Annotated in this window: 26 protein-coding genes; 8 read left to right on the top strand and 18 right to left on the bottom strand. The window is 67.3% G+C overall.

What is annotated here, in order from left to right; genetic code table 11:
- The first annotated feature begins 17 nt into the window (after positions 1–17).
- Positions 18–3,338: a bifunctional lysylphosphatidylglycerol synthetase/lysine--tRNA ligase LysX gene (gene lysX / locus B133_RS0105310; protein WP_018599685.1), complete on the top strand. Its 3,321-nt coding sequence runs from the start codon at positions 18–20 to the stop codon at positions 3,336–3,338.
- Between the two features lie 74 nt (positions 3,339–3,412).
- Positions 3,413–4,750 (top strand): alpha/beta hydrolase family protein, encoded by a 1,338-nt coding sequence (locus tag B133_RS0105305; protein ID WP_232423348.1) that lies wholly within the window; start codon positions 3,413–3,415, stop codon positions 4,748–4,750.
- Positions 4,751–4,760: 10 nt separating this feature from the next.
- Here the strand turns inward: B133_RS0105305 and B133_RS0105300 are convergent, their stop codons facing one another.
- From B133_RS0105300 to B133_RS0105280, 5 genes are all read right to left on the bottom strand, one after another.
- Positions 4,761–5,918 carry a hypothetical protein gene (locus B133_RS0105300; RefSeq protein ID WP_018599683.1) on the bottom strand — a complete coding sequence of 386 codons (1,158 nt, stop codon included), beginning with the start codon at positions 5,916–5,918 and terminating at the stop codon, positions 4,761–4,763.
- Entirely contained in the window at positions 5,915–7,243 is a 1,329-nt protein-coding gene (locus B133_RS0105295) for a hypothetical protein (protein ID WP_026255994.1), read from the bottom strand. Before B133_RS0105295 ends, B133_RS0105300 begins: the two co-directional genes overlap by 4 nt.
- A 71-nt stretch (positions 7,244–7,314) precedes the next feature.
- Positions 7,315–8,520, bottom strand: coding sequence for a CHAT domain-containing protein (locus B133_RS0105290; protein WP_026255993.1), 1,206 nt, complete (start codon positions 8,518–8,520; stop codon positions 7,315–7,317).
- Entirely contained in the window at positions 8,517–10,250 is a 1,734-nt protein-coding gene (locus tag B133_RS0105285) for a hypothetical protein (RefSeq protein WP_018599680.1), read from the bottom strand. The genes B133_RS0105290 and B133_RS0105285 overlap by 4 nt, the downstream gene beginning before the upstream one ends.
- 80 nt (positions 10,251–10,330) lie before the next feature.
- On the bottom strand, positions 10,331–10,807 hold the full coding sequence (locus B133_RS0105280; protein ID WP_026255992.1) for a lipoprotein LpqH: 477 nt from the start codon (positions 10,805–10,807) through the stop codon (positions 10,331–10,333).
- Positions 10,808–10,911: 104 nt separating this feature from the next.
- Here B133_RS0105280 and B133_RS0105275 point away from each other — a divergent pair, with 104 nt between their 5' ends.
- Together B133_RS0105275 and B133_RS0105270 are read left to right on the top strand one after the other, a co-directional pair.
- Positions 10,912–11,190: a hypothetical protein gene (locus B133_RS0105275; protein ID WP_018599678.1), complete on the top strand. Its 279-nt coding sequence runs from the start codon at positions 10,912–10,914 to the stop codon at positions 11,188–11,190.
- A 3-nt stretch (positions 11,191–11,193) separates the two neighbouring features.
- The gene (locus B133_RS0105270) at positions 11,194–12,354 is read left to right on the top strand and encodes a winged helix DNA-binding domain-containing protein (RefSeq protein WP_018599677.1); all 1,161 of its coding nucleotides are present in this window, start codon (positions 11,194–11,196) and stop codon (positions 12,352–12,354) included.
- Here B133_RS0105270 and uvrA read toward each other — a convergent pair.
- Complete coding sequence (gene uvrA / locus B133_RS0105265; protein ID WP_018599676.1) at positions 12,344–15,238, bottom strand: excinuclease ABC subunit UvrA; 2,895 nt, start codon at positions 15,236–15,238, stop codon at positions 12,344–12,346. The genes B133_RS0105270 and uvrA overlap by 11 nt on opposite strands.
- Before the next feature lie 73 nt (positions 15,239–15,311).
- Here uvrA and B133_RS0105260 point away from each other — a divergent pair, with 73 nt between their 5' ends.
- The 4 genes from B133_RS0105260 to B133_RS0105235 all read left to right on the top strand — a co-directional run bounded on the left by B133_RS0105260 (position 15,312) and on the right by B133_RS0105235 (position 18,150).
- On the top strand, positions 15,312–15,995 hold the full coding sequence (locus B133_RS0105260; RefSeq protein WP_018599675.1) for an MBL fold metallo-hydrolase: 684 nt from the start codon (positions 15,312–15,314) through the stop codon (positions 15,993–15,995).
- A gap of 57 nt (positions 15,996–16,052) precedes the next feature.
- Positions 16,053–16,400: a hypothetical protein gene (locus B133_RS22400; protein ID WP_157625790.1), complete on the top strand. Its 348-nt coding sequence runs from the start codon at positions 16,053–16,055 to the stop codon at positions 16,398–16,400.
- Positions 16,401–16,688: 288 nt separating this feature from the next.
- On the top strand, positions 16,689–17,717 hold the full coding sequence (locus tag B133_RS22395) for a tyrosine-type recombinase/integrase (protein ID WP_018599671.1): 1,029 nt from the start codon (positions 16,689–16,691) through the stop codon (positions 17,715–17,717).
- A 160-nt stretch (positions 17,718–17,877) separates the two neighbouring features.
- Positions 17,878–18,150, top strand: coding sequence for a hypothetical protein (locus B133_RS0105235; RefSeq protein WP_018599670.1), 273 nt, complete (start codon positions 17,878–17,880; stop codon positions 18,148–18,150).
- Positions 18,151–18,222: 72 nt separating this feature from the next.
- Here the strand turns inward: B133_RS0105235 and B133_RS24290 are convergent, their stop codons facing one another.
- The 12 genes from B133_RS24290 to B133_RS0105175 form a co-directional block, all read right to left on the bottom strand.
- Positions 18,223–18,450, bottom strand: coding sequence for a hypothetical protein (locus tag B133_RS24290; protein WP_157625789.1), 228 nt, complete (start codon positions 18,448–18,450; stop codon positions 18,223–18,225).
- Between the two features lie 123 nt (positions 18,451–18,573).
- The gene (locus B133_RS24285) at positions 18,574–18,762 is read right to left on the bottom strand and encodes a hypothetical protein (protein WP_157625788.1); all 189 of its coding nucleotides are present in this window, start codon (positions 18,760–18,762) and stop codon (positions 18,574–18,576) included.
- A 246-nt stretch (positions 18,763–19,008) separates the two neighbouring features.
- The gene (locus B133_RS0105220; RefSeq protein WP_018599667.1) at positions 19,009–19,488 is read right to left on the bottom strand and encodes a phage protease; all 480 of its coding nucleotides are present in this window, start codon (positions 19,486–19,488) and stop codon (positions 19,009–19,011) included.
- Between the two features lie 6 nt (positions 19,489–19,494).
- Positions 19,495–19,935: a hypothetical protein gene (locus B133_RS23265; protein ID WP_018599666.1), complete on the bottom strand. Its 441-nt coding sequence runs from the start codon at positions 19,933–19,935 to the stop codon at positions 19,495–19,497.
- Positions 19,935–20,819, bottom strand: coding sequence for a major capsid protein (locus B133_RS0105210; RefSeq protein ID WP_018599665.1), 885 nt, complete (start codon positions 20,817–20,819; stop codon positions 19,935–19,937). The genes B133_RS23265 and B133_RS0105210 overlap by 1 nt, the downstream gene beginning before the upstream one ends.
- Before the next feature lie 16 nt (positions 20,820–20,835).
- Positions 20,836–21,219, bottom strand: coding sequence for a capsid cement protein (locus B133_RS0105205; RefSeq protein ID WP_018599664.1), 384 nt, complete (start codon positions 21,217–21,219; stop codon positions 20,836–20,838).
- A 2-nt stretch (positions 21,220–21,221) separates the two neighbouring features.
- Positions 21,222–21,794 (bottom strand): hypothetical protein, encoded by a 573-nt coding sequence (locus B133_RS0105200; RefSeq protein WP_018599663.1) that lies wholly within the window; start codon positions 21,792–21,794, stop codon positions 21,222–21,224.
- A gap of 2 nt (positions 21,795–21,796) precedes the next feature.
- Positions 21,797–22,216, bottom strand: coding sequence for a helix-turn-helix domain-containing protein (locus B133_RS24050; protein WP_018599662.1), 420 nt, complete (start codon positions 22,214–22,216; stop codon positions 21,797–21,799).
- Positions 22,217–22,253: 37 nt separating this feature from the next.
- Entirely contained in the window at positions 22,254–22,652 is a 399-nt protein-coding gene (locus tag B133_RS24045) for a hypothetical protein (RefSeq protein ID WP_018599661.1), read from the bottom strand.
- Positions 22,653–23,087: 435 nt separating this feature from the next.
- Positions 23,088–24,089, bottom strand: coding sequence for a hypothetical protein (locus tag B133_RS0105180; protein WP_018599659.1), 1,002 nt, complete (start codon positions 24,087–24,089; stop codon positions 23,088–23,090).
- Positions 24,086–24,238 carry a hypothetical protein gene (locus B133_RS24280; RefSeq protein ID WP_157625787.1) on the bottom strand — a complete coding sequence of 51 codons (153 nt, stop codon included), beginning with the start codon at positions 24,236–24,238 and terminating at the stop codon, positions 24,086–24,088. Before B133_RS24280 ends, B133_RS0105180 begins: the two co-directional genes overlap by 4 nt.
- 104 nt (positions 24,239–24,342) lie before the next feature.
- Positions 24,343–24,588, bottom strand: coding sequence for a hypothetical protein (locus B133_RS0105175; protein WP_018599658.1), 246 nt, complete (start codon positions 24,586–24,588; stop codon positions 24,343–24,345).
- Between the last annotated feature and the right edge of the window lie 225 nt (positions 24,589–24,813).

Raw genomic sequence — 24,813 nt, 5'->3', positions numbered from 1 at the left:
GCCTATCCTCCGGGCATATGACCGTTCTCAGCCGCGCCGGTCGCACCCAGGTGCGGCCAACCGCTCGCTTCTCCTGGGTCCCGGCCGCAGCCGGCTGGACGGTCGGCATCATCGCCACCCTGTCGCTGATCGCCAGCGTCTCTCCTCTGGTGCGCTGGGTCATCAAGGTGCCGCGGGAGTTCGTCAACAACTATCTGTTCAACTTCCCCGACACCAGCTTTGCCTGGGCGTTCGTCCTGGCCCTGCTGGCCGCGGCGCTGGCCACACGCAAGCGCATCGCGTGGTGGATCCTGGTGCTCTACATGGTCGGCGCCGTCGGCTGGAACCTGGGTGATCTGGTCGCGGGCGGCGACACCATGGGCGACGACGTCGGCGAGATCATCGGCATGGCCTTTCACATCGCCTCCATCGCCTTCCTGGTGCTGGCCCGGAGGCAGTTCTGGGCCAAAGTCCGCCGCGGCGCCCTGTTCAAGTCCGCCGTGGTGCTGGTGGCGGGCATGGCGATCGGCACCCTGGCGGCCTGGGGGCTTTTGACCCTGTTCCCGGGGACGCTGGACACCGGTTCGCGGCTGCCGTATGCCATCAACCGCGTCAGCGGGTTCGCCACCGCGCCACCGGAGGTCTTCGAGGGATATTCACATCCGTTCCTCAACGCCGTGTTCGGCCTGTTCGGAGCTCTCGCGTTGATGGCCGCAGCCGTCGTGCTGTTCCAGTCGCAGCGCGCAACGAACGCGCTGACCGGCGAGGACGAGTCCGCCATCCGCGGGCTGCTGGAGCTCTACGGGAAGAACGATTCGCTGAGCTACTTCGCCACCCGACGCGACAAGTCGGTGGTGTTCGCACCGAGCGGACGCGCCGCGATCACCTACCGCGTCGAGGTCGGCGTGTGTCTGGCCAGCGGCGATCCGCTGGGCGATCCCAAGGCGTGGCCGCAGGCCATCGATGCCTGGTTGCGGTTGTGCCAGGCCTACGGCTGGGCACCCGGCGTGATGGGCGCGAGCTTGACTGCCGCCGAAGCGTTCCGCGCCGCGGGTCTCAACGCCCTGCAACTCGGCGACGAGGCCATCCTGCACCCGGACACCTTCCGGCTGTCGGGCTCGGATATGCGCGGCGTACGCCAGGCCGTCACGCGGGCCCGCCGCGCCGGTGCCTCGGTACGGATCCGGCGCCACCGCGACCTCACCGCCACCGAGATGGCCGAGGTGATCCGCAACGCCGACGCCTGGCGGGACACCGAGACCGAACGTGGCTTCTCCATGGCCCTGGGCCGGCTCGGCGCCCCCGCCGATGGCGACTGTCTGCTGGTCGAGGCGGTTCAGCACGATGGCAAGAAAGATGTCGTGGTGGCGATGCTGTCGTTGGTGCCGTGGGGCGCGAACGGGGTATCGCTCGACGTGATGCGCCGCTCCCCCCAGTCCCCCAACGGCACCATCGAATTGATGGTCAGCGAACTGTGTATGCAGGCGGAAACCATTGGGGTCAACCGGATCTCGCTGAATTTTGCGATGTTCCGATCCGCTTTCGAGCAGGGTGCGCAGCTGGGCGCCGGGCCGGTGGCCAGGCTATGGCGCGGGCTGCTGGTGTTCTTCTCCCGGTGGTGGCAGCTGGAGACCCTGTACCGGTCGAACATGAAGTACCAGCCCGAATGGGTGCCGCGCTACGCCTGTTACGAGGACGCCCGGCTGATCCCGCGGGTCGGTGTGGCGTCGGTGATCGCCGAAGGTTTCCTTGTGCTGCCGTTCTCGCGGCGCAACAAGCAGCACACCGGCGAACACGTGGCGGCACCGACGGAATTGGTCGAGTCCGGACGGCTGCACCGCGACGGCAGCGCACCCGATACCGTCGGGCTGCCGGCGGACGCTCCGGACGGTATGGAGCCGACGCGCCTGCCCGAGCAGGTCCGCGTACGCATGGCCAAACTCCGGGCGCTGCAGGACAGCGGAGTGGACGCTTATCCCGTCGGCCAGGCACCCAGCCACACCGTGGCGGCAGCGCTGGAGGCCGAAGACACCGAACATCTCAGCGTGGCCGGTCGGGTGCTGCGAATCCGCAACTACGGCGGGGTGCTGTTCGCTCAGCTGCGGGACTGGTCCGGCGAAGTCCAGCTGCTGCTGGACGATTCACGCCTCGACGGCGGCACCGACAAGTTCACCGCCGCGATCGACCTCGGTGACCTGATCGAGGTGACCGGCACCATGGGGCACAGCCGTACCGGTACCCGGTCACTGCTGGTCGAGAACTGGCGGTTGATCGGGAAATGCCTGCGCCCACTGCCCGACAAGTGGAAGGGGCTGACCGACCAGGAGGCCCGGGTGCGGGCCCGCTACCTGGACCTCGCCGTCAACACCGGGGCCCGCGAGTTGATCCGCGCCCGCAGCGGCGCCTTGCAAGCCATCCGGCAGACGTTGTACGCCAAAGACTTCCTCGAGGTCGAGACGCCGATTCTGCAGCAGATCCACGGCGGTGCGAACGCCCGACCGTTCCTCACCCACATCAACGCCTACGACCTGAACCTGTACCTGCGGATCGCGCCCGAGCTGTACCTCAAACGGCTCTGCGTCGGCGGAGTCGAACGCGTCTTCGAGCTAGGCCGGGCGTTCCGCAACGAGGGAGTCGACTTCAGCCACAACCCCGAGTTCACCCTGCTAGAGGCCTATCAGGCACACGCCGACTACAACGTGTGGATCGACGGTTGCCGCGAGCTGATCCAGAACGCCGCCCAGGCGGCCAACGGCAGCCAGGTGTTCCTGCGCCCCCGCGCCGACGGCGCACTGGAGCCGGTGGACATCTCCGGGCAGTGGCCGGTCAAGACCGTGCATGACGCGATCTCCGAGGCCCTCGGCGAACACATCACGCCCGAGACCGACGTGGATACTCTGCGCCGGCTGTGCAAGGAAGCCGGGATCGGCTATCTGACACACTGGGACGCCGGAGCAGTCGTGCTGGAGATGTATGAGCACCTGGTCGAGGACCGCACCACAGAGCCGACGTTCTACAAGGACTTCCCCACGTCGGTGTCGCCGTTGACCCGGCCGCACCGGACCATCCCCGGGGTGGCAGAACGCTGGGACCTGGTGGCCTGGGGCGTCGAGCTCGGCACGGCCTACAGCGAGCTCACCGATCCCGTCGAACAACGCCGCCGGTTGCAGGAACAGTCATTGCTGGCGGCCGGTGGCGATCCCGAGGCAATGGAGCTCGACGAGGACTTCCTGCAGGCGATGGAGTACGCCATGCCCCCAACCGGCGGCCTTGGTATGGGTGTCGACCGCGTGGTCATGCTGATCACCGGGCGCAGTATCCGCGAGACACTGCCCTTCCCCCTCGCCAAACCCCGTTAGCAGATTACGCACAGGAAATCGCAAGGATCGTTGATCAGGATTAGCGTGTGACCTTCACGCACCATCTGTCCTTGATGCACGGCTGGGTCCCGACAACGGTGCAGGTTGTGACCGTAGTTGTGCTAAGTGCGACGATCGGATGGCGCTCCCGGCGCTGGGGATTGATCTGGCTCCCGGTGGCCGCAGGGATCGGCGGTGTTTTGGCACTGGGCACGTACTGGTACATCCAGAACGAGGGGATGTCCGACCGTGGCAATCACGCACCGAACTCGTTGTGGGTGTGGGTGGCCATCACCGGAGCCGCTGTCGTGGTCCTGCTGGCCGGGTGGCGCGGCAGCCCCTGGTGGCGCCGCGGTGTGTCGGCGTTGGCAGTGCCGATGAGCTTGCTGTGCGCGGCCCTGGCATTGAACCTGTGGGTTGGTTACTTCCCGTGGGTACAGACCGCGTGGAACCAATTGACGGCTGGCCCACTGCCCGACCAGACCGATGAGGTGACGGTCTCCGAGATGCAGCACGAAGGTACGGTTCCCATCCGCGGCACGGTTGTGCCGGTGGACATCGGCAGTACCGCCTCGGGATTCCAACATCGCGGCGAATACGTTTACCTGCCACCAGCCTGGTTCATCGGCAACGTGGCGCCGAAGCTGCCGACCGTGATGATGATCGGCGGCGAGTTCAACACCCCCGCGGACTGGATGCGCGCCGGCAACGTGGTCAAGACGATGGACGAATTCGCCCGCGCACACCACGGCTACGCGCCGGTGCTGGTGTTCGTCGACCCGGGCGGCGCCTTCAACAATGACACCGAATGCGTGAACGGACCGCGCGGCCACTCCGCCGATCACCTCACCAAAGACGTGATCCCGTACATGAACAGCCATTACGGCGTCAGCCCGATGGCGGCGCACTGGGGTGTGGTGGGCTGGTCGATGGGCGGCACGTGCGCTGTCGATGTGTCGGTGATGCATCCGGAGCTGTTCGGTGCCTTCGTGGACATCGCGGGTGACATCGGCCCCAATTCGGGGAACAAGACGCAGACCGTCGACCGCCTGTTCGGCGGCAACAGGGCGGCATGGGACGCGTTCGATCCCACGACGGTGATCAACCGCCACGGGGAGTATCGGGGGCTCTCCGGCTGGTTCGATGTGAACGACGCACCTTCGACCACCAAATCGACCAGGCTCAGCGACCAAGCCAAGGCCGCCAACGCGTTGTGCGGGTTGGGTTCGGCGCACGGCATACCCTGCGCTGTGGTGAGTCAGCCCGGCACCCACGACTGGCCGTTCGCCTCGAATGCGTTCGCCGCGTCACTACCGTGGCTGGCCGGGGTCATCGGCACTCCGCATGTGCCCATGATCGGCCTGCCGTCGACACCGCGCTCGGCCACCTATGTCCAGACCGCCGCCAAATGACTAGGGCGGGTCAGTAGTCGGATTCGGCGGCAAGCAACTCGGCGAGGTACGCGTCGGCCGGGACCCCGGTGGGACGCGCATCCGATACCGCGGCCAGCCGGGCCCGGGCGAATGCCCGCACTCGATCCCGAACATGTCGCGGCTCACCGGCGCCGGCTGCGCCGATCGCCACCTCGGCCGGTGACCAGTCCAGGTTCCAGGCCTGCGACTCCCGCAGCTCGCCATGGTCCGCCCCGAGCATGGCAAGCACGGCATGACCGTCGGCGTCGAGCACACCGGCGCCGCTGTAGTCGCCGCAGTGCATTGCCGCGGCGATGCCCGCGGGATGGTCCGGACCGGAAACCGCTACCTGCACAAGGCAGTTCACCGATGAACCGGCCGGGACGACGGTCCAGTCGACGGTCTGCTCGGCAGCGTCGAAAATGCCGGGCGGGACTGCGGACCAGCTCACCGTCGCAACTCCCCCGGCAATCGCCGTACCGGCTCGCCGCCCGCCTGCGGCGCCGGCAGCCAGCGCATAGTCCGACCGGCGTCGTGTCGGCTCAGCCTCCGCCCAAGCCACACCGATGTCCTCGGCCAGCTCCCGGCACCTGTCCGCCAGCGCGACCAATCGGGGATCTCCTTGTGCAGAAAGGAATTTCAGTTCAGACACGTGAGGATCCAGCAAACCCTCAATGCCGGAATCCAAGGTGTCGTCGGTAAAGAAACCCTCGGCAGCCGCAGTCAAAACCGCCAACTCGGCGTCGAGCACCGCCCGGTCCAGCGCCGCGATACCGTCGCGCTCGCTGGCCGGCCACCACCGCCGCAGCCAGTGACCGAACGCCAACCGCCGCAACATATCCGCTGAGCCCGGCAGCACCGAGACCGCGGGTAATTCGACCGGCCCGTCACCGGCGGCACGCAGGGCCTCGATGACGGCGACATGGCCCGGCTCACCGACAACCTGCCAAAGCCAGTCGGCCCTGACATGATCGGTGAACGTGATGATGGGTACGTCGGCGGAGGCATCCGCCCGACCGACGACTCCGTCACTCGCCCGACCGACGACGCCGTCGTCGTCGACTACCCACGAGAGCACCGCACCACTGACCTCGAGCATCGCCACCAGCGGGGCCGGTTCGGTCAGCCGACCAGTGCTCCACAAACCGGATTCGAGATGCAGCTTCATCCGGCCATCTGCACTTCCAGCATCGCCTTGATGCGCTGGCGATGGTCCAGACTCACCGACCGCGCCACGCCTTCCAGAAGGGCACGCACGTCGTCGACGTCTTCGCAGGATTCCTGCCAGACATCGCGACCGTGCAGACGGGCCCACAGCCGGCTCAGGTAGGGCCGGGCGAATGCCTCCAGATCCTCGACAACCTGTTGCTGCCGAGGATGAATCGGCTCATCGCCGGCCAGGTAGCGGCGCGCGTGCAGAACGTAAGCCTCCTTGGCAAGCCGGGCCTGGATACGCGCCGACAATTCGTAGCGCCTCGGTGCGGACGCCGCGAGCGGCTGCAACTCGGTGGCCACCTCGATACCGGTCAACAACACCGCCTGCTTGTCCTCGGCGAGCAGACCCCATGGGGCGCAGGACCGGTCGACCTCCTCGGCACACAGCAGAGGCACGTCGGGCAACTCATCGCGGTCCAAGGCCCGGCGCAAGGTCGCCCGAACCCGGTCGGCCACACTGCGGTCCAACGGACGATCGCCGTCGGCCGTCCCCTCGATGACCGGAAGGCGTTGCGGTGACACCGAACTCAAACCGACCTCGACGACGGACCAGGGCAGCGCGGCGGGCCGGGTGTGGGCCGCGGCACCGAGGTTGTAGGGGGTGGCGTCAGCGATCAAGGCCGACCACACCCGCTGCCGGGCCGCCGTCGCGCGATGACTGTCCGCGGGACCCAGCACGGTGGCCAGCCCCACGAAAAACGGCCCGGTCATCGCGTCGGTCGGATACACGTCGCGCCAACTGCGCTCGAGTTGGCGGGTCAATCGGGCGACCACCTGCGGATCGCCCAGATGGGCGTTGAGCACCTCGATTCCGGTGCGGTCCCGGCCCTGATGGATGTCGCGTAGCACTGCCGCGGCGGTGTGCTGATCGTGCTCGCCCGGGGCGCCCCGCGTGACCGCAAGCTCGAAACACACCGGGAAATACAGTTCCTGCGCGTTGCCCGTAATGATGCGTTGCCGTCGACGCTCGCCCTTGAGCAACACGAACCAGGCTGCCGCGGCACGTAATTGCGGCGCCTGCGCAGTGACGGCGTTGTGCAGCTCGGCGGCCACAGCGGGGTCGAGCACAGCAGCCGAGAACTGGGTGTTGCTACGCAACCTCAGCACCAGAGGGTCGATGATCCGCTTGACCGTCCGGCGCAGCGGACCTCCGTCGTCGCTGCTGAGCACCTCGACGCCCGCACCGATGGACCGCCAGGCCCGCTCGATCACCGCACGACGTGGCTGCACCGAGGCCACCGCGGTCCGTTCCGCGGTCGCGTCCGACCCGATGCTCACCCGCACCACGATAGATGCCTGCTCTGCGGCGCCGCAGGCGACGCGGTATTCGTATAGCCGGGCTGAGCCGCTCAACGGGCACCGTCGACGGTGAAGCTGGCCAGAGCCGCCCAATGCAGCGGGCTGGCAGCCCGGTCGCCCTCACGCCAGCGCCGCAACTGGGCTCGCTGCCATCGGTTCACCGCGCGGCCTGCCGCATCTTGCCGGTGGGCCAGGTCAACCGCGGCAACCGTCTCTGCCATCGGGTCAAATGTGAAATCTACTGCACGCCTGTAGAACTGGCGGTATCCGGCAGTGGTCGGCAGCGACCACAACGTCGCGGTCACCAGCTCGGCACCGCCGAGGATCATCGCCGCCACAAGACCGGTGGCCTCGTCGAAGCGGTAGTCGCCGCCGGACGCACAGGCCAACAGCGCCACTCGGGGAGGAATGACCAGGCCGGCCGTCATGACGTCGGCGGCGGTCAGCGGATGCGACTCTGCCAGATGCAGCGCGGCACGGTCGGCGTAACCGGCATCGCCTTCGGCGGCACTGGCGTGCCCCACGTAGAGCAGCCGGGCCGGATCCTGGGCGCACGCCTGCGCCAACCAGCGCCGGTCGGTGTCGGTGCGACGGAACAACTCAGCAGGCTCGGCGACGGTGGGGAGCACTCGACCCGCGGCGACCGGATCGGCGAAATGGCGTGCCAGCGGTGTCTGCGGGGACGGCCTGCCGAGCACCGATCCCAACGCCGAACCCGGCCGCTGTCCGGGGATACGGGGGTCGAGCAGCAGGACAGCCGGTCCGTCGCGACGATCCTCCCAGCGGGTCTGCCGGCGCGGCGCGTGCACGATGTTCGGCGGCACCGCCATGAGCACATCGGCGAGCTCGATCAGTCGAAATCCGTCAGGGCCGGGCATGACGAGCTGAGCCCACGGCACCCGGCCCAACCGCGGGCTCGGTGTCACGAACAGGACCGGCCGTGGCGAGGCAACGCACTCAGTGAACAGCTGCCAGCCGGCGGCCCCGATCAACTGCGTGCCCAGCGCCTCGGCGAGCTCGTGTTCACTGCCGGGGGATGCGAAAGCCCCCGTGGTCAAGGCCCGTTCGATGGCCGCGTCAGGGGCCTCACCGGGACGCGGATCGGGCAGCGCGGCGTCCAACGCGTCGCACGCGGTGCGCAGCTGCGGTTCCTCGACCACCCAGGTGACCGACCGTTGCGGCTCCCCCACCACCCGCAGGCTTGCGTAGGTGGCTATGCCGACGTCGGCGAAGCGCAGCACCAGTGTCACGGTCACGGCCACGTCCGCCACACGTCGCCGGCGGCCGTGACGTCGCGGCCGTATCGTTGCCGGGCCAGGTCGCGATATCGGCTCATGATCGGAGCGGTCTGCGGGTCCATCCGCAGCGGCGGTAGCGGGCCCAGCCGGGTCAGCCCCCCACCGCCGGCAGCAGGTGCGGCGGCCGCGATCGCCAGTTCCGGGGCGAGTTCAGCCTCCACCGGCACCGCGGCGGTCGCGGTGCCGGTCCAGTCGCCCGCCTGCTGCCCGGTCGGCTCAGCGGTGAAAGCACCTCGTGCACTGTGGTATTCGACTAGTTCGCAGACCAGCTCGACGTCATCCGATTCCCATGCCACTGCGAACGCACCAGCTAGCAGCGGAGCCGATACACAGCTGGCCCAGCGCATCCGAGCGCCGGCATCGGGGATGGTGTAGCGCACAGAATCGACGGCCAGCGCGGCGGGAACCTTCAGATCGGCTGCGCGCCGCAGCTTTTCCATCGCGCGCGCATATTCGGGCGAGCTGGGCGCACAATCGATCACGCCCAGGCCGGCCGCGTGTCGGGCTTCGACCTGGTGCCAGTTCTGGCCCGGATGCCCAAAACCGTCGAACCCCATCTCGGCGAGTGCGGCGGCACGCCAGACGTTGCCGAGGTGCGAATCGAGCCGGGCATACTGCAGCCAACTGTGCCGTGGCGCGGAGTCCAGCATGTGCCGCGCCTGGGCGACCTGTTCGCGGGCCTCGTCAAATGCACCCCGGAAGATGGCGATCCAGCTGCGCTGCAACAGGATCCGGTGAATGTGCAACGGCTTCTCGATCTCCCGCCAGTGCCGTTCGGCATGCGCCCAGCACTCGTCGGCCTCTTGCAACGCGCCGATGGCCAGCCGGATCAGGCCGAAGTACAGCCAACTTCGGGACACATCGTGCGCGCGGGCGTGTTCGGCGATCACCGGGTACGCCTCGTGCACCAACCGCTGCGTCTCGGCGATGTCGCCGGCCGACCAGGCCGCCGCGGCCCGTTCGAGTTGCGCACGCGATGTGGCCAGCCGCCAGCCTCGAGCCTCGGCCCTCGCTCCGCCGCGCCGCAGCCACGGTTCAGCCTCGGCCAGGCGCCCGGATTCCACACAGAACCGCCCGTAACCGAGTGCTGCCGCGACGAACAGGTGGTCGGACTCCTCGGCGTCCCCGTCGAGGTGACCGTCCACGACACCGAGAACCTCGGCCCACACAGGCTCCGATCGCGCGTACAGGTCGTCGTCGCACAGGCCCGTCGCCAGCAGGATGCGGGCATAACAGATGAGCTGCGCGTGCTCGGCGTCCAGATCGGTGAATTCCCCGCTCGCAGCAATCAGTGCCGCCAAATGTTGCTCGGCGTCGTCGTGCTGACCGCGCGCGGCGGCCAGACCGGCGGCGAGGAATTCGGTGCGGCGGGTGTAGCGGCAGATCATGTGGTCGACCTCCGCATCGGTCATGGTGACCTTGGCGGCCTCCTCGGGCTTGGCACCGGCCCGAATCTCCGTGTAGGTGGTCAGGCACTCCCGGAGGCGCCGGATGCCTTCCAACACACCGTCGTACGCGGTGCGCACCAGATAGATCTCGCCGAGTTGGGCGAACACCTCAAGCGCGAAATCGTCCCGGTCGGCCTGCTCGATCTGCGGCATCAACGACAGCAGCAATTCCTTGGCGGCACCCTCCTCGGCTGCCAGCGCCAGGTGACGGGCGCGCCGCAGATCGCCGATGATCGTCACATCCGCATCATAGAAACGCGGCGGGCGTGCCGGGTGGATTGCTCGGCACCTGCGGACACGCCCGCCGCGGTCGGGATAGGTCAGCTGCAGCTCACGGTGATGGTGAACGGCTTGGTGATCATCCCGGCCATCGGGTTCTTCAGGTCCGCACCCGACGCCTCACCGCTGATGGTGTAGGTGCTGCCGTCCACCTTGACCTCGGCCGAGCCGACCTTGACACCCATGCTGTCGCTGACCGACAGGGCGCTGCCGTCGTACACCAGGCCCAGGGACTGCACCTTGGGCGTGGCCTCGTCGGACATCACCAGACCGAGGCCCTGTTGGCCGCCGACCGCGCCGCTGGCCACGGTGATCTGGCCGCCCTGCTTCACGCAGGTCACCGAGTTCAGGTCGAGTCCCGCCAAGTCGGCGCCGTCCACCTTGACCGCGGTGTTGCCGCCGGTGCTGACCTTCGCGCTGGTCGTGTTGTTCGAGGCGGCGGGCTTGTCGTTCGAGCAACCCACCACCACCGCACCAACGGCGGCCAGCCCCACCGCGCCTGCGATCACCCGGTTGATTGTCGTTGCGGTCATTGCCGTCTTCCCTTCGTTCCCCGCGTCGCCCCGATGGCTCCGTCGTGTTCTCAAGTCTTGGTGGGCGGCATCGCTACCGATCCCAAGTAATGTCGGTTGTCGCAGGTAACGTGGGGTGCGTGACTGACGAGCCAGCCTTACCTTCCCCGCCCGAAGAGCCCGGGTACACCGCAGAGGGCGTGCCGACGTTCGATTCGGTGCGGGAAAAGATCGAGACGCGCTACGGCACCGCGATCGGGGCCTCCGAACTGGCCGCGGAAACTCCCGAGGGGCGCACGGTCGAGGAACAGTACGACGCCCGGCAGAAGGCTGCCGCCGAGCGACTGCAACAGATCCGTGAAGCCATGCACGAACACGACGACTCCTGACCGGTGCGCACCTTCACGTCGGCCGAGCGGCGGGCGCGGCTGGCTCGACGCCACTATTTGACCCGTCCGGCTGTTTCGATCGCTGACGTCACCGGCGCTTTCGTCGGCCTGCACGCCACCGATCCCGCGACCCCATACCTGTCGTTGTGGGCGCGGCTGCCCGGTTTCACTGTCACCGATCTCGGCGAACAGCTGTATGAGCAGCGCACGGTGGTCAAGCATCTCGCGATGCGCCGCACGCTCTGGGTTGTCCGCACCGACGACCTGCCGCTGGTGCAGTCCGGCGCCAGTGACCGGGTGGCTGACAACGAGCGGCGCCGGCTGATCGCCGCCGCGCAGAAAGCCGGCGTGGCCGACGACGGCTCGCGATGGCTGGACACCGCGTGCGATGCGGTGGTGATGCACCTGCGCGAGCATGGGCCGACCCCTGCGGCTGAACTGCGCGCTGCGCTCCCCGCCCTGCACGGCAGCTTCAACCCAGCCCCGGGAAAGACCTGGGGTGGCGAAACACCCTTGGCACCAAGGGTTTTGACAGTGCTCGGGGTCCGCGGCGACATCATCCGAGGCCCCAACGACGGTGCCTGGACCACGTCGCGGCCCCGCTGGGCCATGATGGCGGACTGGCTCGGAGCGGCTGGCGACGGCGCTGATCCCGAGATCGCCAGGGCCGAGCTCGTGCGGACCTGGCTGCGCACGTTCGGACCGGCCACCGTCACCGACATCAAGTGGTGGTTCGGCAACACCTTGACCTGGGCCCGGCACGCATTGCGCGATCTCGGTGCGGTCGAGGTCGACGTAAGCGGCGTCCCCGGTTTCGTCCTGCCCGATGATCTCGACGTCGAGCCGGAGCCCGAGCCGTGGGGTGCGCTGCTGCCCGGCCTCGATGTCACGACGATGGGCTGGTTCGACCGCGACTGGTACCTCGGCGGGCACCGCACCGAGGTGTTCGACAGCACCGGCAATGCCGGGCCCACCGCGTGGTGGAACGGCCGTGTCGTGGGCGGTTGGGGTCAGGGGTCCGACGGCCGGGTGGAGCTGCACCTGCTCGAGGAGGTCGGGCGTGACGCCGCGCGGCAGCTGCGCCGGCGGGCCGACGAACTCACCGAGTGGCTGGCCGGGGTGCGGATCAAACCCCGCTTTCCGTCGCCGATATCTAAGCGCTGACCTTGCGACGCTTGGGTTTCGCCGCTGGCACGTCGAGTAGTTCGACCAAGAACCGGCCGGTGTAGCTGTCTGGGCTGGCGGCCACGTCCTCGGGTGTCCCGGACGCGACGACGGTGCCGCCGCCGGCACCACCTTCGGGCCCCATGTCGACGATCCAGTCGGAGGTCTTGATGACATCCAGGTTGTGCTCGATGACGATCACCGTATTGCCTTTGTCGACAAGGCCGTTGATCACCTTGAGCAGCTTGCGGATGTCTTCGAAATGCAGGCCCGTGGTGGGCTCGTCGAGGATGTAAACCGTCCGCCCGGTGGACCTCTTCTGCAGTTCGGCGGCCAGCTTGACGCGCTGCGCCTCACCGCCCGAGAGCGTCGGCGCCGGCTGGCCTAGCCGCACATAACCGAGGCCGACATCGACCAGTGTCTTGAGGTAGCGGTGGATCGAGGAGATCGGCTCGAAGAACTCGGTGGCCTCCTCGATGGACATGTCGAGCACTTCGGAGATGGTCTTGCCCTTGTAGTGCACCTCGAGGGTTTCCCGGTTGTACCGGGCACCGTGGCACACCTCGCACGGCACATACACGTCGGGCAGGAAGTTCATCTCGATCTTGATGGTGCCGTCACCCGAGCACGCCTCGCAGCGGCCGCCCTTGACATTGAACGAGAACCGGCCGGGCTGGTAGCCACGGACTTTGGCCTCGGTGGTCGCCGCGAACAGCGACCGGATCTTGTCGAACACGCCGGTGTAGGTGGCTGGGTTGGACCGCGGCGTCCGGCCGATCGGTGATTGGTCGACACGCACCAGCTTGTCGAGCTGATCGAGACCGTTGACCCGGGTGTGCCGGCCCGGAACCTGGCGCGCACCGTTGAGCTTGTTGGCCAGCACCGAGGCCAGGATGTCGTTGACGAGCGTCGATTTACCGGAGCCGGACACCCCCGTGACCGAGGTGAGCACGCCGAGCGGGAACGCCACGTCGATCTCTTTGAGGTTGTTCTCCCGGGCCCCCACCACGGTGATCTGGCGGCGCTTGTCGGTGGGCCGCCGGATCGTCGGCACCTCGATGCTCTCCTTGCCGGAAAGGTAAGCACCGGTAAGGGATTCGGGGTTGCGCAGCAGTTCGTCGTAGGTACCGCTGTGCACGATGCGGCCCCCGTGCTCACCGGCAGCCGGGCCGATGTCGACGACCCAGTCGGCGTGTGCGATGGTGTCGAGGTCGTGCTCGACGACGATGAGCGTGTTGCCGAGGTCACGCAGCCGCACCAGGGTGTCGATGAGCCTGCGGTTGTCGCGCTGATGCAACCCGATGGACGGCTCGTCGAGCACATAGAGCACCCCGACCAGCCCCGAGCCGATCTGCGTGGCCAGCCGGATGCGTTGCGCCTCGCCGCCGGACAGCGTGGCCGCGGCGCGCGACAGCGACAGGTAGTCCAGACCGACGTCGAGCAGGAAGCCCAGCCGCGACTGGATCTCTTTGAGCACCTGGCCCGCGATCGCCTGCTCGCGCTGCCCCAACGTCAACGCGTTGAGGAAATCCGCGCAGTCGGCGATCGACAGCTCGGCCACCTGCGCGATGGACTTCGCGCCGGAGTCCCCCGCCGACAGCGTGACCGCCAGAATCTCCGGCTTGAGCCGCGTACCGTTGCACTCCGGACACGGGACGTCGCGCATGAAACCCTCGTAGCGCTCTTTCATCTGCTCCGAGTCGGTGTGCTCCATGCGGCGCTGCAGGAACGCCATCACGCCTTCGAAGTCGGCGTAGTACGATCTGGTACGCCCGTACCGGTTCTTGTAGCGAACGTGGACCTGGTGATCGGAGCCTTCCAGAATGGCCTTGCGTGCTTTTGCCGGCAGCTTTTTCCACGGGGTGTCGACATCGAAGCCGAGCTGGTCCCCCAGGCCGGACAGCATGCGGGTGAAGTACTCGGCGCTCTGACCTATGGACCATGGGGCTACGGCACCTTCGGCGAGCGTCAGATCCGGATCCGGCACCACCAGATCGGGGTCGACCTCTTTGCGAACGCCCAGGCCGGTGCATTCCGGGCACGCGCCGTAGGGCGAGTTGAACGAGAACGATCGCGGCTCCAGGTCGTCGACGGCCAGTGGGTGGCCGTTGGGGCAGGCCAGTTTCTCGGAGAAGCGCTGTTCGCGGTGTGGGTGATCCTCCTCCCGGTCGACGAACTCCAACACCACGATGCCGTCGGCCAGGTTCAGCGCGGTCTCCACCGAATCGGTGAGCCGCTGCTTGGCGGTGGCCTTGACCGTGAGCCGGTCGACCACCACCTCGATATCGTGCTTTTCCTGCTTTTTCAGCTTCGGCGGGTCGGTGAGCGGATGTACCACGCCGTCGACCCGGACCCGGCTGTAGCCCTGCGTGTTGAGCTTGTCGAACAGGTCGACGAACTCGCCCTTGCGAGTGCGCACGACGGGGGCGAGCACCTGGAAACGCAAGCCCTCGTCCATCGCGAGCACCTGGTCGACGATCTGCTGCGAAGTCTGCCGCGCGATGCGCTCACCGCACACCGGGCAGTGCGGTGTGCCGGCGCGGGCATACAGCAGACGTAGGTAGTCGTACACCTCGGTGATGGTGCCGACCGTGGAGCGCGGATTGCGGTTGGTGGACTTCTGATCGATGGACACCGCAGGCGAAAGGCCCTCGATGAAGTCGACGTCGGGCTTGTCCATCTGCCCGAGGAACTGGCGGGCGTACGCCGACAGCGATTCGACGTAGCGACGCTGCCCCTCGGCAAAGATGGTGTCGAAGGCCAGCGAGGACTTGCCCGACCCGGACAATCCGGTGAACACGATCAGCGCATCACGCGGCAGATCGAGGTCGACTCCTCGCAGGTTGTGCTCGCGGGCACCCTTCACGATCAGGCGGTCAGCCACGCGCTTCCTTTCCGACGACATACTTCACGCCCATGCTATGTGCGACCACCGACAAGCCCGATACCGTGAGGGTGTGACTCCTTCCAGCATCGCGGTCAGCGATACCTACACCGGCCACGTCGAGCCCCATACGGCAGCACGGCGCACGGTGGGCGGGGCGACGATCATCAAGGCGTCAGTGGGCCCGATGGACAACAACGCCTACCTGGTGACCAGCACGAAGACCGGAGACACGCTGCTCATCGATGCCGCCAACGACGCTGACGCCCTGCTGAAACTCATCAAGACCAATGCCCCCAAGCTGGACCTGATCGTCACCAGCCACCAACATTTCGACCACGTGCAGGCGCTGGCGGCAATCGCAAAGGCCACCGGCGCCCCGACCGCGGCGCATCAACTCGACGCGGAAGCACTGCCGGTGAAGCCTGACCGGATCCTGACCGACGGCGACACCCTCACGGTCGGTGACCTGACCCTCGATGTGATTCACCTGCGGGGACACACACCAGGCTCGGTCGCCCTCGCTCTCAAATCATCCGACGGCGTGACACATCTGTTCACCGGCGACTGCCTATTTCCGGGCGGTCCGGGACGGACAACAAACCCGGTCGATTTTAGCTCGCTGATGGACGACCTTGAGGCCAAGGTCTTCACCAAGTACGGGGACGAGACAGCCATCTACCCCGGCCACGGTGATGACACCACAATTGGCGTCGAACGTCCGCACATCGCCGAATGGCGTGCACGCGGATGGTGAGGTAACCACCGGCCGGGACTGGCCCAGACCTGGAAACCAACCAAAAGGGCAGTCACCGTGACCATTTCAACCACACCCTCACCACACCAGCCTTACCGCTCAGCGCTCGACCGTGCACAGGACCGCTTGGACGCGATGGCGGCCACGATCGAGGCATCCCGGCGTGACCCGCTGTCGGTTGGCGGGCCCGCTGTCGAACTGGATGCCGTCGTCGCCACCATCGACCAGGCCCGGACCGAGGTCGGCCGCCTGATCGGCGCTCTGCCCGACAGCACGCCGATGTTCGCGGTGGTCGACATCGCGGTGGCCGCCGATCACCTGCGCGCCGCTGTGGTGTTGCTCGACAAGGCCGCCGATGCCATCGAGGCCGACCAGCGCCAGGCCGCAGCGGCGGTGCAGCGATGAACGACAACACCACGACCACTCAGCGCGACCCACACGCGCATGTGCTTGAACGCATCGTCGCCGCGTGGGAAGCCCCGCCGATCAACGCCAAGTGATCAACGCACGTGGTGGCAACTGCCGCCGCCCAGCCATGTGGCGGCTCAACATTCACAACTGCGATGTGGTGCTGCTGTGTGGCCAGCACCTAAACGCGTGGGAACGTAAGGCTCACGCCACGATGGGCCCATACTGCGCCCGCTGTGGTGGTCACTGGTCCACGATCACCGACGCCTACACGGTGACGGCGCTATGACCGGCTCAATTCGCGTGGTAGACGATTCCGACCTCACGCCCGCCAGCTGGTACGAGGGCCGCAAGGCCGTACCCGATCTGCTTCCCGCGCTGGTGGTCGAGTGGCGAATCTGGCAGCAGGGCCAGTCGTTGTCGGCGCGCACGATCAACGAGCGCACCGCGGTGGTGCTGCGGTGCGCTGAGTGGGTCGAGTGCGACCCGCAGACCCTGCGGCCGGATCAGATATCCGGGTATCTGGCCGCCGGTGGCGATTGGTCGCTGAACACCCGCTGGACTTACTACACGTCGCTGGCGGCGTGGTTCCGCTGGCTGGCGAAGATGGAGTACCGCCTTGACAATCCGATGGAGAAAGTGGGCCGTCCGAAGCGGCCAAAGGGGGAGCCGCGGCCGGTGTCCGATGACAACATTCGGCGTCTGCTGCGGTCACGGATGCACCGAAGGACCCGGGCAATGCTTCTCCTGGGGGCCATGCAAGGGCTACGGGCCCATGAGATCGCCAAGGTGAAGGGTGAGCACTTCGACTTGATTGACCGGACGATGGTCGTGTCGGGCAAGGGTGGGTTCACCGCGACACTGCCGTTGCATCCGATGGTGGTCGAGATCGCCTTCCAGATGCCTCGCCGGGGCTTCTGGTTTCCTGGCGTGGACCACGGGCATCAGCGTCGGGAATCGGTGTGCGGCACGATCAAGGAAGCCATGATCCGTGCCGGCGTGCCCGGCTCAGCGCACTGCCTGCGGCATTGGTTTGGCACCGCCCTGGTGCGCGCCGGCGTGGATCTGCGTACGGTGCAGGTGCTGATGCGCCACCAGGATCTGTCTGCCACCGCGATCTATACCAAGATCGCCGATGAGCAGCGGGCGAAGGGAATCCAGCTGCTTGATCCGTTCGGCCTGGCCACCATGGACATGGAGAAGGCTGGCGCGGGCAGCGACGCGACGATTGATGATCTCCGGCGGCAGGCTGCGGAGTTGCTTGCCAAGGTCGAACGCATGGAAAAAGCACTCGACTTGAAACTCGTGCGGTGAGAGGCCGGGGACCGGGGAAGTGAAAGGCATCCCCGGGCACCCGGCGGGCCCGGGACCGAGCAAGGTGGGAGCGAGCTCGGGCACCAGGCCATCCGAGACTGTGCCATGTGGCGCCGACAGACGATCTGGTGATGTCACCCCTGTGCGGTATACCAGTCGGATGACCTACGACGGCTATCGATGGGGCAGTACTGAGCTCAAGTTGCCGGCAGATCTCCACAGAGAAGAAACCAAGACGCGGATCGAGGCCCACGTCAAGAAGCTACTCGCGCAGACCAACGAATGGCCGATCGTGCTCGACGTCCCGCATGGTGGCCGCGAGGTCACCGAGAACACACTTCTGTGGTTGATCCAGTACCGCACCGGCCCCGAGAACCAGGCGACCCGCTGGCGCAGCACACCGGCCCAACGCCATCTGAAGACTAAGAAGTAACAGGTCTCAGCGGGCTCGTAGGTGAGCTGCCCATCAACTGCACCGAGCGGCCGGCGCCGACGGTCAACCTGATCAGCGTGACCAGCCGCGGGCCATGCGGTTGCGGATCTGGGCGACGACGATGGCCCCGTAGACGGCCCAGAGTGGCCAGGGGATGCCGATCGTGGTGTCGAGCGCCAGGAGCACGGCGCCGGTGCCGGCGGTGACGGCCAGGTCGTAGTTGCGGCGCAGGATCTCCATATCGCGATTCTGCCAAACAGCCTGTTTCCGCTGATCACACGGCCCATCAGTGTCGTTCATCGGTGGACACCGGCCAAAAATCGCGCGGCGCCCAAAAAAAAATCCCGACTCACCCCGGAGGAGTGCCGACCCCCCGCCCCCTTGAGAATCCTAAGGCTCTGACCTGCGGTTATGGGTGGGGGGTCATCGGACCAGCACCCGCATGCCGCGGAGTCGGTCGGCGATAGCTGTAGCGACATGGTGCTGCTCGTGTTGGTGGTTGCCGTGCCATCCGCACGCGGTGCATGTGCTGCCGCCGTGTTCGGCTCGGGTGAATGTGTGGGCTGAGAGCACGTCGGTGATGGCGGCGATGCTTCCGGATCGAACTGTCACGCTGTTGGGTGTCCCCCGTGGGTGGGGTGCAGCGTCCGCCTCGACTAAGGACGAGTGAGCCAAGGCAGATCGCTGCACCTTCCGCGACGACTGGACTCGACCAGGGGTCCGGTGTCGTCGCGTCGCGGTGGTTGCCGAAGCCTCCGCGAGGTCTGTCAAGGGTGGTGCAGGCGGACCGGGGTACTCGGTCCGCCTGCACGGCCCGCGCGGCGTCAAGGGCCAGTCGGGGGACGCCGCGAGCTTGTTTCAGTAGACCCAGACGTCGGCGTCAGCGAGGTTGTCGCCGGGGTCCGGGTTCATGCTGTGGCCAGCTTCGGTCATCGGTGCAGCGGTCTCGTTGGGCACGCTGGCGAGTACGTCGGCCATGCCGGGATCCGCAGTGATCAGGGTTACCCAGTGCTTGCGGCGAGCCGGGGTGATCTTGCCCTTGCGGACGGCGTCATCGACGGCTGCCTCAATGCGCTGCTGTGTGGCCGCGGCGGCCATCCTGCGGCCCTCCGCAGCGTCGTGGCGCAGCGCTTCAGCGGTCGCGGTATCGATGACTTCAAGGCCGGCCTTCTTCGCCGCTGCAGCGACGGTGGACGGCTTGGCTGGATCGAGGGTCTCGACCTGTGCGGCCAAGTCGACTGCGGTGTCGGTGACGAGCTGAGGGTCAGCGGTATCTGCCGGGAGACCGAGGGCTTCCAGCAGTGCCGCGGCCTGGTCGTCGTCAAACGTGAGTGCCATTGTCTGTCAGTGCCTTTCGGTGGTCGTGGCGATGAGTTCGGTCTTGGTCATCGCGTCGGCTTGTTCGCGGGTGATCGGGTCGGTGGTGTGTGCGGTTGCGGCCACGGCGTATTCGACCCATGTGTCGTGTGCTGCGGCCTTGGCTGGCCGCCTGATCTCGGCGGGTGGTGGCGGGGGCGCAGACCCGGTGTCATCGTCGGCCGGGTGCGGGTCTGTCTCGTCGTCGGCCTCGTCGTGGTCCGCTTCGAGCTCGACGGCAACCGGTTCGGTGGCCGCGGCGGGTTGGCCGGTTTTTGGCGGTGCCGGTGGCGCGAGTGCGCCGGCCTGGTCGCCGCGTTCGGCCTCGTCGTCGGTCAGGGTGACGTCTTGGCCGTAGTAGCCGCGGCGGCGGCGCCCGTCGCTGCCGAGGTAGGACCACACCGCGACAGCGACTGTCCGGGTGACCATTACGCTCCGCCCAATCCGGTGAGCTTCTTAGCCGCGAAAGGACGATCGACGGCGAACGCAGGCACGACGTAGGCCTGCACCCACCAGGAGCGGGTCGACTTGTCTTCCCAGGTGTCGACGGTCAGCGGGAACTCGAACCCGACTGTCCCCACCTTGCCGGCTTCAATGGCCCAGCCGGTGCCCTCAGCGATGCGCGGGTTGGCGAACATTTTGACGCCGGCGCTGGTCAGCATGGCATCCAACCGATCGGCGAAAGCCGTTCGCAGATCCGCTGCCTGCGCGGGATGCAGGACCAGCAAGTCATGCACGGTGCCGAGCTCCTGCAAATCCGAGGCCAGCTGTGCTGCCGACAGGTCCGCGGTCGGCAGGGCCGAGCTTGCGGTCAGGGTGGTCGGGTCGCCGACCGTGACCAGCTGCGACCAGTCGTGACCGGGCACGACGTTGGCGCCGGTGACCGCAGCATCGAGGTCGGCCATCGCGCGGACATCGAGCTTGCGGGCGATGGTGTTCGCGAGCTGCGTCGTCTGCTGATCGAGATACGAGACGTTGTTGCGGGTGATCTCTTCGACACCCAGTTGGAATTTGCCGCCCCAATCCTCGACCAACGCGAGCTTCGGATCGGGGTCTACTCCCTCGACTACCTTGTATTCGCTTCTGGGGCTGCGCTTTTCGACGTCGCTGGTGAAGAAGTCCGACGCCTGGATGACGTTGTAGAGCAGGCCGCCGCCCTCGATCTTCTCGCCGTGTGTGCGGAAGAATTTCGGCAACAGGATCTGGGCGTCGGCGAGCTTCGCGATCTGGGTGCGGATGCTGGTGGGCTGCTTGAGTGCGTAGTCGACGGTGATGCGCCGGCCAGTGACTTCGGGAATGAGTGCGTTGGGCATGATTCGTCAATCCTGTTCAGTATAGGGAGATTTCGGCGTCATCACCGGATGCGGCGCCGGTGACGGCGTACCCGACCGCGACACCGGCGGTCTTGGTCACTGCCTTTCCGGCGGCACCGACTTCGACCTCAGCACCGGCGGCGATGATGCCGGCGGTGGTGACGCGGACGACGCGCGAGTTACCGCGGACCACCGTGACGAGACCCCCGTTGGCGGCGTCGTTGCCGGCCACACCGCAGACCCGGCCCGCAGCGGTGGCGGTGGCCACGGCAAGGTTGCCGCCGCTCACCCGGTTGCCGGAGATCGCCAGGAACGTCCGCGCGGTCACGACCGCGGTGGCTTGAGCGGTGATGTTGGCGCCCGGGTCGTAGACACTGGGGTTCGCGATGGTGGTGGACATGCTCAGCCTTCCGTTCTGGTGAGGGTTCGGTGAGTCCGTCGCCGGCGTGCGGCGGCGACCTGGACAGCGCGATGGCGGGTGCTGCTGTTGTCGGTGTCGAACAGGCTGGCCGCCGCGAACACCCGTTTGGATGCTGCGACGCCGTACAGGTCGGTGATCGCGGCCAGGTTGTCGATGCCCGGTGCGGTCTCCCCGAGTAGCGCCAGGCCGGTGACGACCAGCGGCCATACCTTGCCGTCCGGAGCGGTGTAGTCGGTCAGTGCTTCGACGCTGCGATCTGGGTAGGCGTGCGGCAGCAGTGCCGCCACCGCGCGGGGTACGTCGATCAAATCGCACACCAGCGTGTTGCCGCCGTCGACCAGGCGCAGGTTGTCGAGCCTGCCCAACGCAGGGGTGCCGTCGAACCGCGGGTCGCTGTGGCCGATCTTCAGCACCGGGCGGCGCAACACACCGGCCTTGTGCGCGTCGACTGCGGCAGCGAGATCGCTTGCGGTGACGGTCCATTCGCCGGTGGAGATCTCCCACGTGCCGGCCTTGGCGATCTGGACGCCGCGGATGGTGCGCAGCTCAGGCATGCTCAGCCACGCTTTCGGGCTGCCCGCCGTTCAGCGCGCTCGACAACGGGACCCGCCGGATATAGCCACCGTGAGCCGGCACGTCGAGCCGGTAGCCGGCCCCGGCGCGCAAGGTCACGCACGGCGTTGGGCGTGATGCCCAGGATGGCCGCGGCCTCGGTGGTGTCGAGCAGGTCATAAGCCGTGACCCTGCACGGGTTCGGTTCGTTGTGCTCGGGAACTCCAGTGTTTCTGGCGTCGACGCCAGAAACACTGGTCAAATCGCCAGTTTTCGCCGTTCTCGCAACACTTTTCCGAAGCGCGTTGATGAACCGCTCCAGCCGTGGTGACGCGTGCCGATCCGTCAGCAGCGCTTCGAACGCCGCGAGCGCGTAGACGGCGTCATCGACGGTTAGCAGCACACCGGCAGGCGCGGTGATCACCGCAGTGGCTCCCCGTGACTGTGCCGGTCCGCGGACATCATTCGCCCGGCCAATCGAGTCCATCGTCTGGGCAATCCTCGACCGTGCCGACCTGGTAATCCTCGGCGCCTGGCGGTGGCCCCCCTGCCGCGCCGTCGCTTTGGAGCCCGGCAAGGTAGCCGCGGCCGACTTCGCGCATGTGCGGGTGGCCGGCCGTGGAACTGTGGCGGCGGTAGATGTCGAGCTCTTCGGCGTCGAGCTCGGCGCCCGTGACCCCGGCGGTGAGTTGGTCGTAGCGAACGGTCTGCAGTGCGGTGGTGCGCGCGGCCAGCCGTTCCTCAGCAGTCGCCGGGCGACCTTCCTGCGGGTTTGTGTCATCCATCCAGGCCAGTACTCGGCGCCAAGCGAGTGCGCGACAGTCGTTGGCGGCCAGGTCATCGAATGTGGGGTTGGTCATCGGAAGGTCTCCTGTCTCGTTGCGGTGGCGTCGGGTTGGTGCAGCGGCTCGGAGAACGATCTGGCCGCAGGCGGACTGCTGGTCGGAGGTTCCGGTTCCGGACGGCCTGGCGGGCATCGACGGACACACGGCACGCGGCGCACCCGCGCGGGCCCGTACCGGTCGTCCTCGGTGAGGCAGTACTCGCTGGGCTCAGCAGCACATGTCGGACACGGTCGGTCGATCGCGTCGCGGTACGCCTCGGGCACCGGCCGGCCGGTCACAGCGCGTCCCGTCTGCGCGGTTCATCGCGCCACAAGTCCCAGTTGTCGGCGCGGAGCCAGACCTTCCAAGCCTGGTCGCAGGCCTTGTGTGCCCTGCCGTCGAAAATCTGCCCGCAGCAATCGCAGAGTTCGAGAAGTTCCAGTTGGACTGGCTCGTCGGGCTCGTCCCACATCAGCCTGCCTGCCTTCCCGCGAGGTGTGGGTGTGTGCATCGGATTGCGTCGTCGGTCGGTAGCCCGTCGTCGCCGAGCAGCCAGCCCGCGTCGTCGCAGTCGGGGCAGTCGCGGCGGCGTTGGAGCTCGGCCGCGCGGTGTTCGCGATCGCGAGCGGCCTCGGCGGCGACGTCGGCACCGAACTGGCTGCGGAGCTGGCGCATCCGCCACTCGTCATGGGCGGCCTGGTTGGCGCGCCGGACATTGCCGCAGGTGTGGCAACTGGGACGTTTCCTGTCGATGGCCCAGCGCCGGTGGGTTTGGCATTCGAGGGGCGGCTCGGGATCGGACAAGGGCTCGACAACCTCCCCGTCGAACACGGGCCCGTCGTCCTGGCCGTCGTCGCCCATCGGGGCCAGCTGCCCGGCGGGCGGTGGTTCTTCGGATCGAAATTCCTTGGCGGTGGGGGCGTTGCCCGGGTCGGGCATGGCCTCCACGTCGAGCGGTTCACGCTCGGCCAGACCCGCGCCGTTCTCCCCCACGGAGTGTCTTCTTAGTTCTCCAACAGTAGGAAGATCGGACGGATTCGTCCCAGCTGCTGGGCCACTTTCGTCCGATGGCAGCGGACATTTTCGTCCGCTCGGTGGGCCACTTTCGTCCGATGGCAGGTCAGAGCCATTTTCGTCGGCCGATTCGGCCAGCGGTTGGTCGGGGACTCGATATGCCTGCGCCCGGTCACCGTAGAACGTGTCCGCCGGTGTCATCGCCAGTAGCTCGCCTGCGTCTTTCAGGTTGCGCAGCACTCGCCCGACCGACTTGTGATGCACACCGCCGAGCGCTTCGCCGATGTCGTCGCGCGTTGCGCGCCACCATATTTCGCCATCGACCGTCTTGCGGCCGTTGGTCTCACCTGGGAGCCCGGTCACGTATCGGACCAGCGCCAGGATGGCGGCGCCGTCGAATCCGACGCGGCCGATGTCGGCGGGCATCACCCGCAGAAACTCCGGTCGTACGACACTCATCGCGCACCACTCGCGCGCCGAGCTGCGACCGCGGCGGCGAGCAGGCTCTCCGCCAGCTCTTCCGCAAGCTCGGGCGTGATCGAGTATGGATCGGTGCCAGACCCGATCGCGCACACGACGAGGCCGGGCCGGGATGCGTTGGGCGCCACGATGAGCTGCGGCGAGTCGGGCGGTTGACTGATACTGTGGGCGCCGCGGTGAGCTGTTGAGGGCCGGTCTCGTGGCTGCGGGGCCGGCCTTTCGCATTCGTGGCTCACGCGGCACCGCCACCACCGCTGCGGCCGGCACGGAACAGGTCTGCGAGCCGTTCCCGCTGAGCGTCGGTGAGCGGCGGCGCCTCGGCGACGACCCGCCGCACGTACTGCTCGATCTGTGCCTCGGCCATCGCGCGGCGGGCCTCATCGAGGTCGGCCTGTGGACGTTCGCCGTTGCGGCAGGCACGGGTCAGTGCTGCGACTCTGGCGCGGTGATGGGCGATAGATCCGGACGTGCCGGCCATGTTGAGCCTCTTTCGGGCATGTCAAACAGGGTTGACGCCCGGTGGGGCCTACTTCGTGCTGCGGATTGACCCACGTCCCAGCAGCGGGGCCGATGACGCTACGGCGACACGCTCACTATGGCGAGATGCGGTCAAGCCTAGCAGCCAGATCGGACAGCAGCTCGTATGAGCCGCCGAGCTTGGCAATATCGCCCAGGGCTGCGAACAACTTCTCTTGCCGCGCCG

Origin of the sequence: Mycobacterium sp. 155, from assembly GCF_000373905.1 — a bacterium.
Classification (GTDB): Bacteria; Actinomycetota; Actinomycetes; order Mycobacteriales; family Mycobacteriaceae; genus Mycobacterium.
Note: the sequence above shows the minus strand (reverse complement) of the source record. Positions and strands in the feature narration are given on the sequence as shown.

Coding starts and splice junctions, on each gene's coding strand:
- B133_RS24290 (WP_157625789.1), bottom strand. CDS start 18,450: ATGAACGACACTGATGGGCCGTGTGATCAGCGGAAACAGGCTGTTTGG.
- B133_RS0105210 (WP_018599665.1), bottom strand. CDS start 20,819: ATGCCCAACGCACTCATTCCCGAAGTCACTGGCCGGCGCATCACCGTC.
- B133_RS23265 (WP_018599666.1), bottom strand. CDS start 19,935: ATGGTCACCCGGACAGTCGCTGTCGCGGTGTGGTCCTACCTCGGCAGC.
- B133_RS0105180 (WP_018599659.1), bottom strand. CDS start 24,089: ATGAGTGTCGTACGACCGGAGTTTCTGCGGGTGATGCCCGCCGACATC.
- B133_RS24045 (WP_018599661.1), bottom strand. CDS start 22,652: ATGACCAACCCCACATTCGATGACCTGGCCGCCAACGACTGTCGCGCA.
- B133_RS0105305 (WP_232423348.1), top strand. CDS start 3,413: ATGCACGGCTGGGTCCCGACAACGGTGCAGGTTGTGACCGTAGTTGTG.
- B133_RS0105275 (WP_018599678.1), top strand. CDS start 10,912: ATGTCGGTTGTCGCAGGTAACGTGGGGTGCGTGACTGACGAGCCAGCC.
- B133_RS22395 (WP_018599671.1), top strand. CDS start 16,689: ATGACCGGCTCAATTCGCGTGGTAGACGATTCCGACCTCACGCCCGCC.
- B133_RS0105220 (WP_018599667.1), bottom strand. CDS start 19,488: ATGGCACTCACGTTTGACGACGACCAGGCCGCGGCACTGCTGGAAGCC.
- lysX (WP_018599685.1), top strand. CDS start 18: ATGACCGTTCTCAGCCGCGCCGGTCGCACCCAGGTGCGGCCAACCGCT.
- B133_RS0105205 (WP_018599664.1), bottom strand. CDS start 21,219: ATGTCCACCACCATCGCGAACCCCAGTGTCTACGACCCGGGCGCCAAC.
- B133_RS0105175 (WP_018599658.1), bottom strand. CDS start 24,588: ATGGCCGGCACGTCCGGATCTATCGCCCATCACCGCGCCAGAGTCGCA.
- B133_RS0105235 (WP_018599670.1), top strand. CDS start 17,878: ATGACCTACGACGGCTATCGATGGGGCAGTACTGAGCTCAAGTTGCCG.
- B133_RS0105300 (WP_018599683.1), bottom strand. CDS start 5,918: ATGAAGCTGCATCTCGAATCCGGTTTGTGGAGCACTGGTCGGCTGACC.
- B133_RS0105200 (WP_018599663.1), bottom strand. CDS start 21,794: ATGCCTGAGCTGCGCACCATCCGCGGCGTCCAGATCGCCAAGGCCGGC.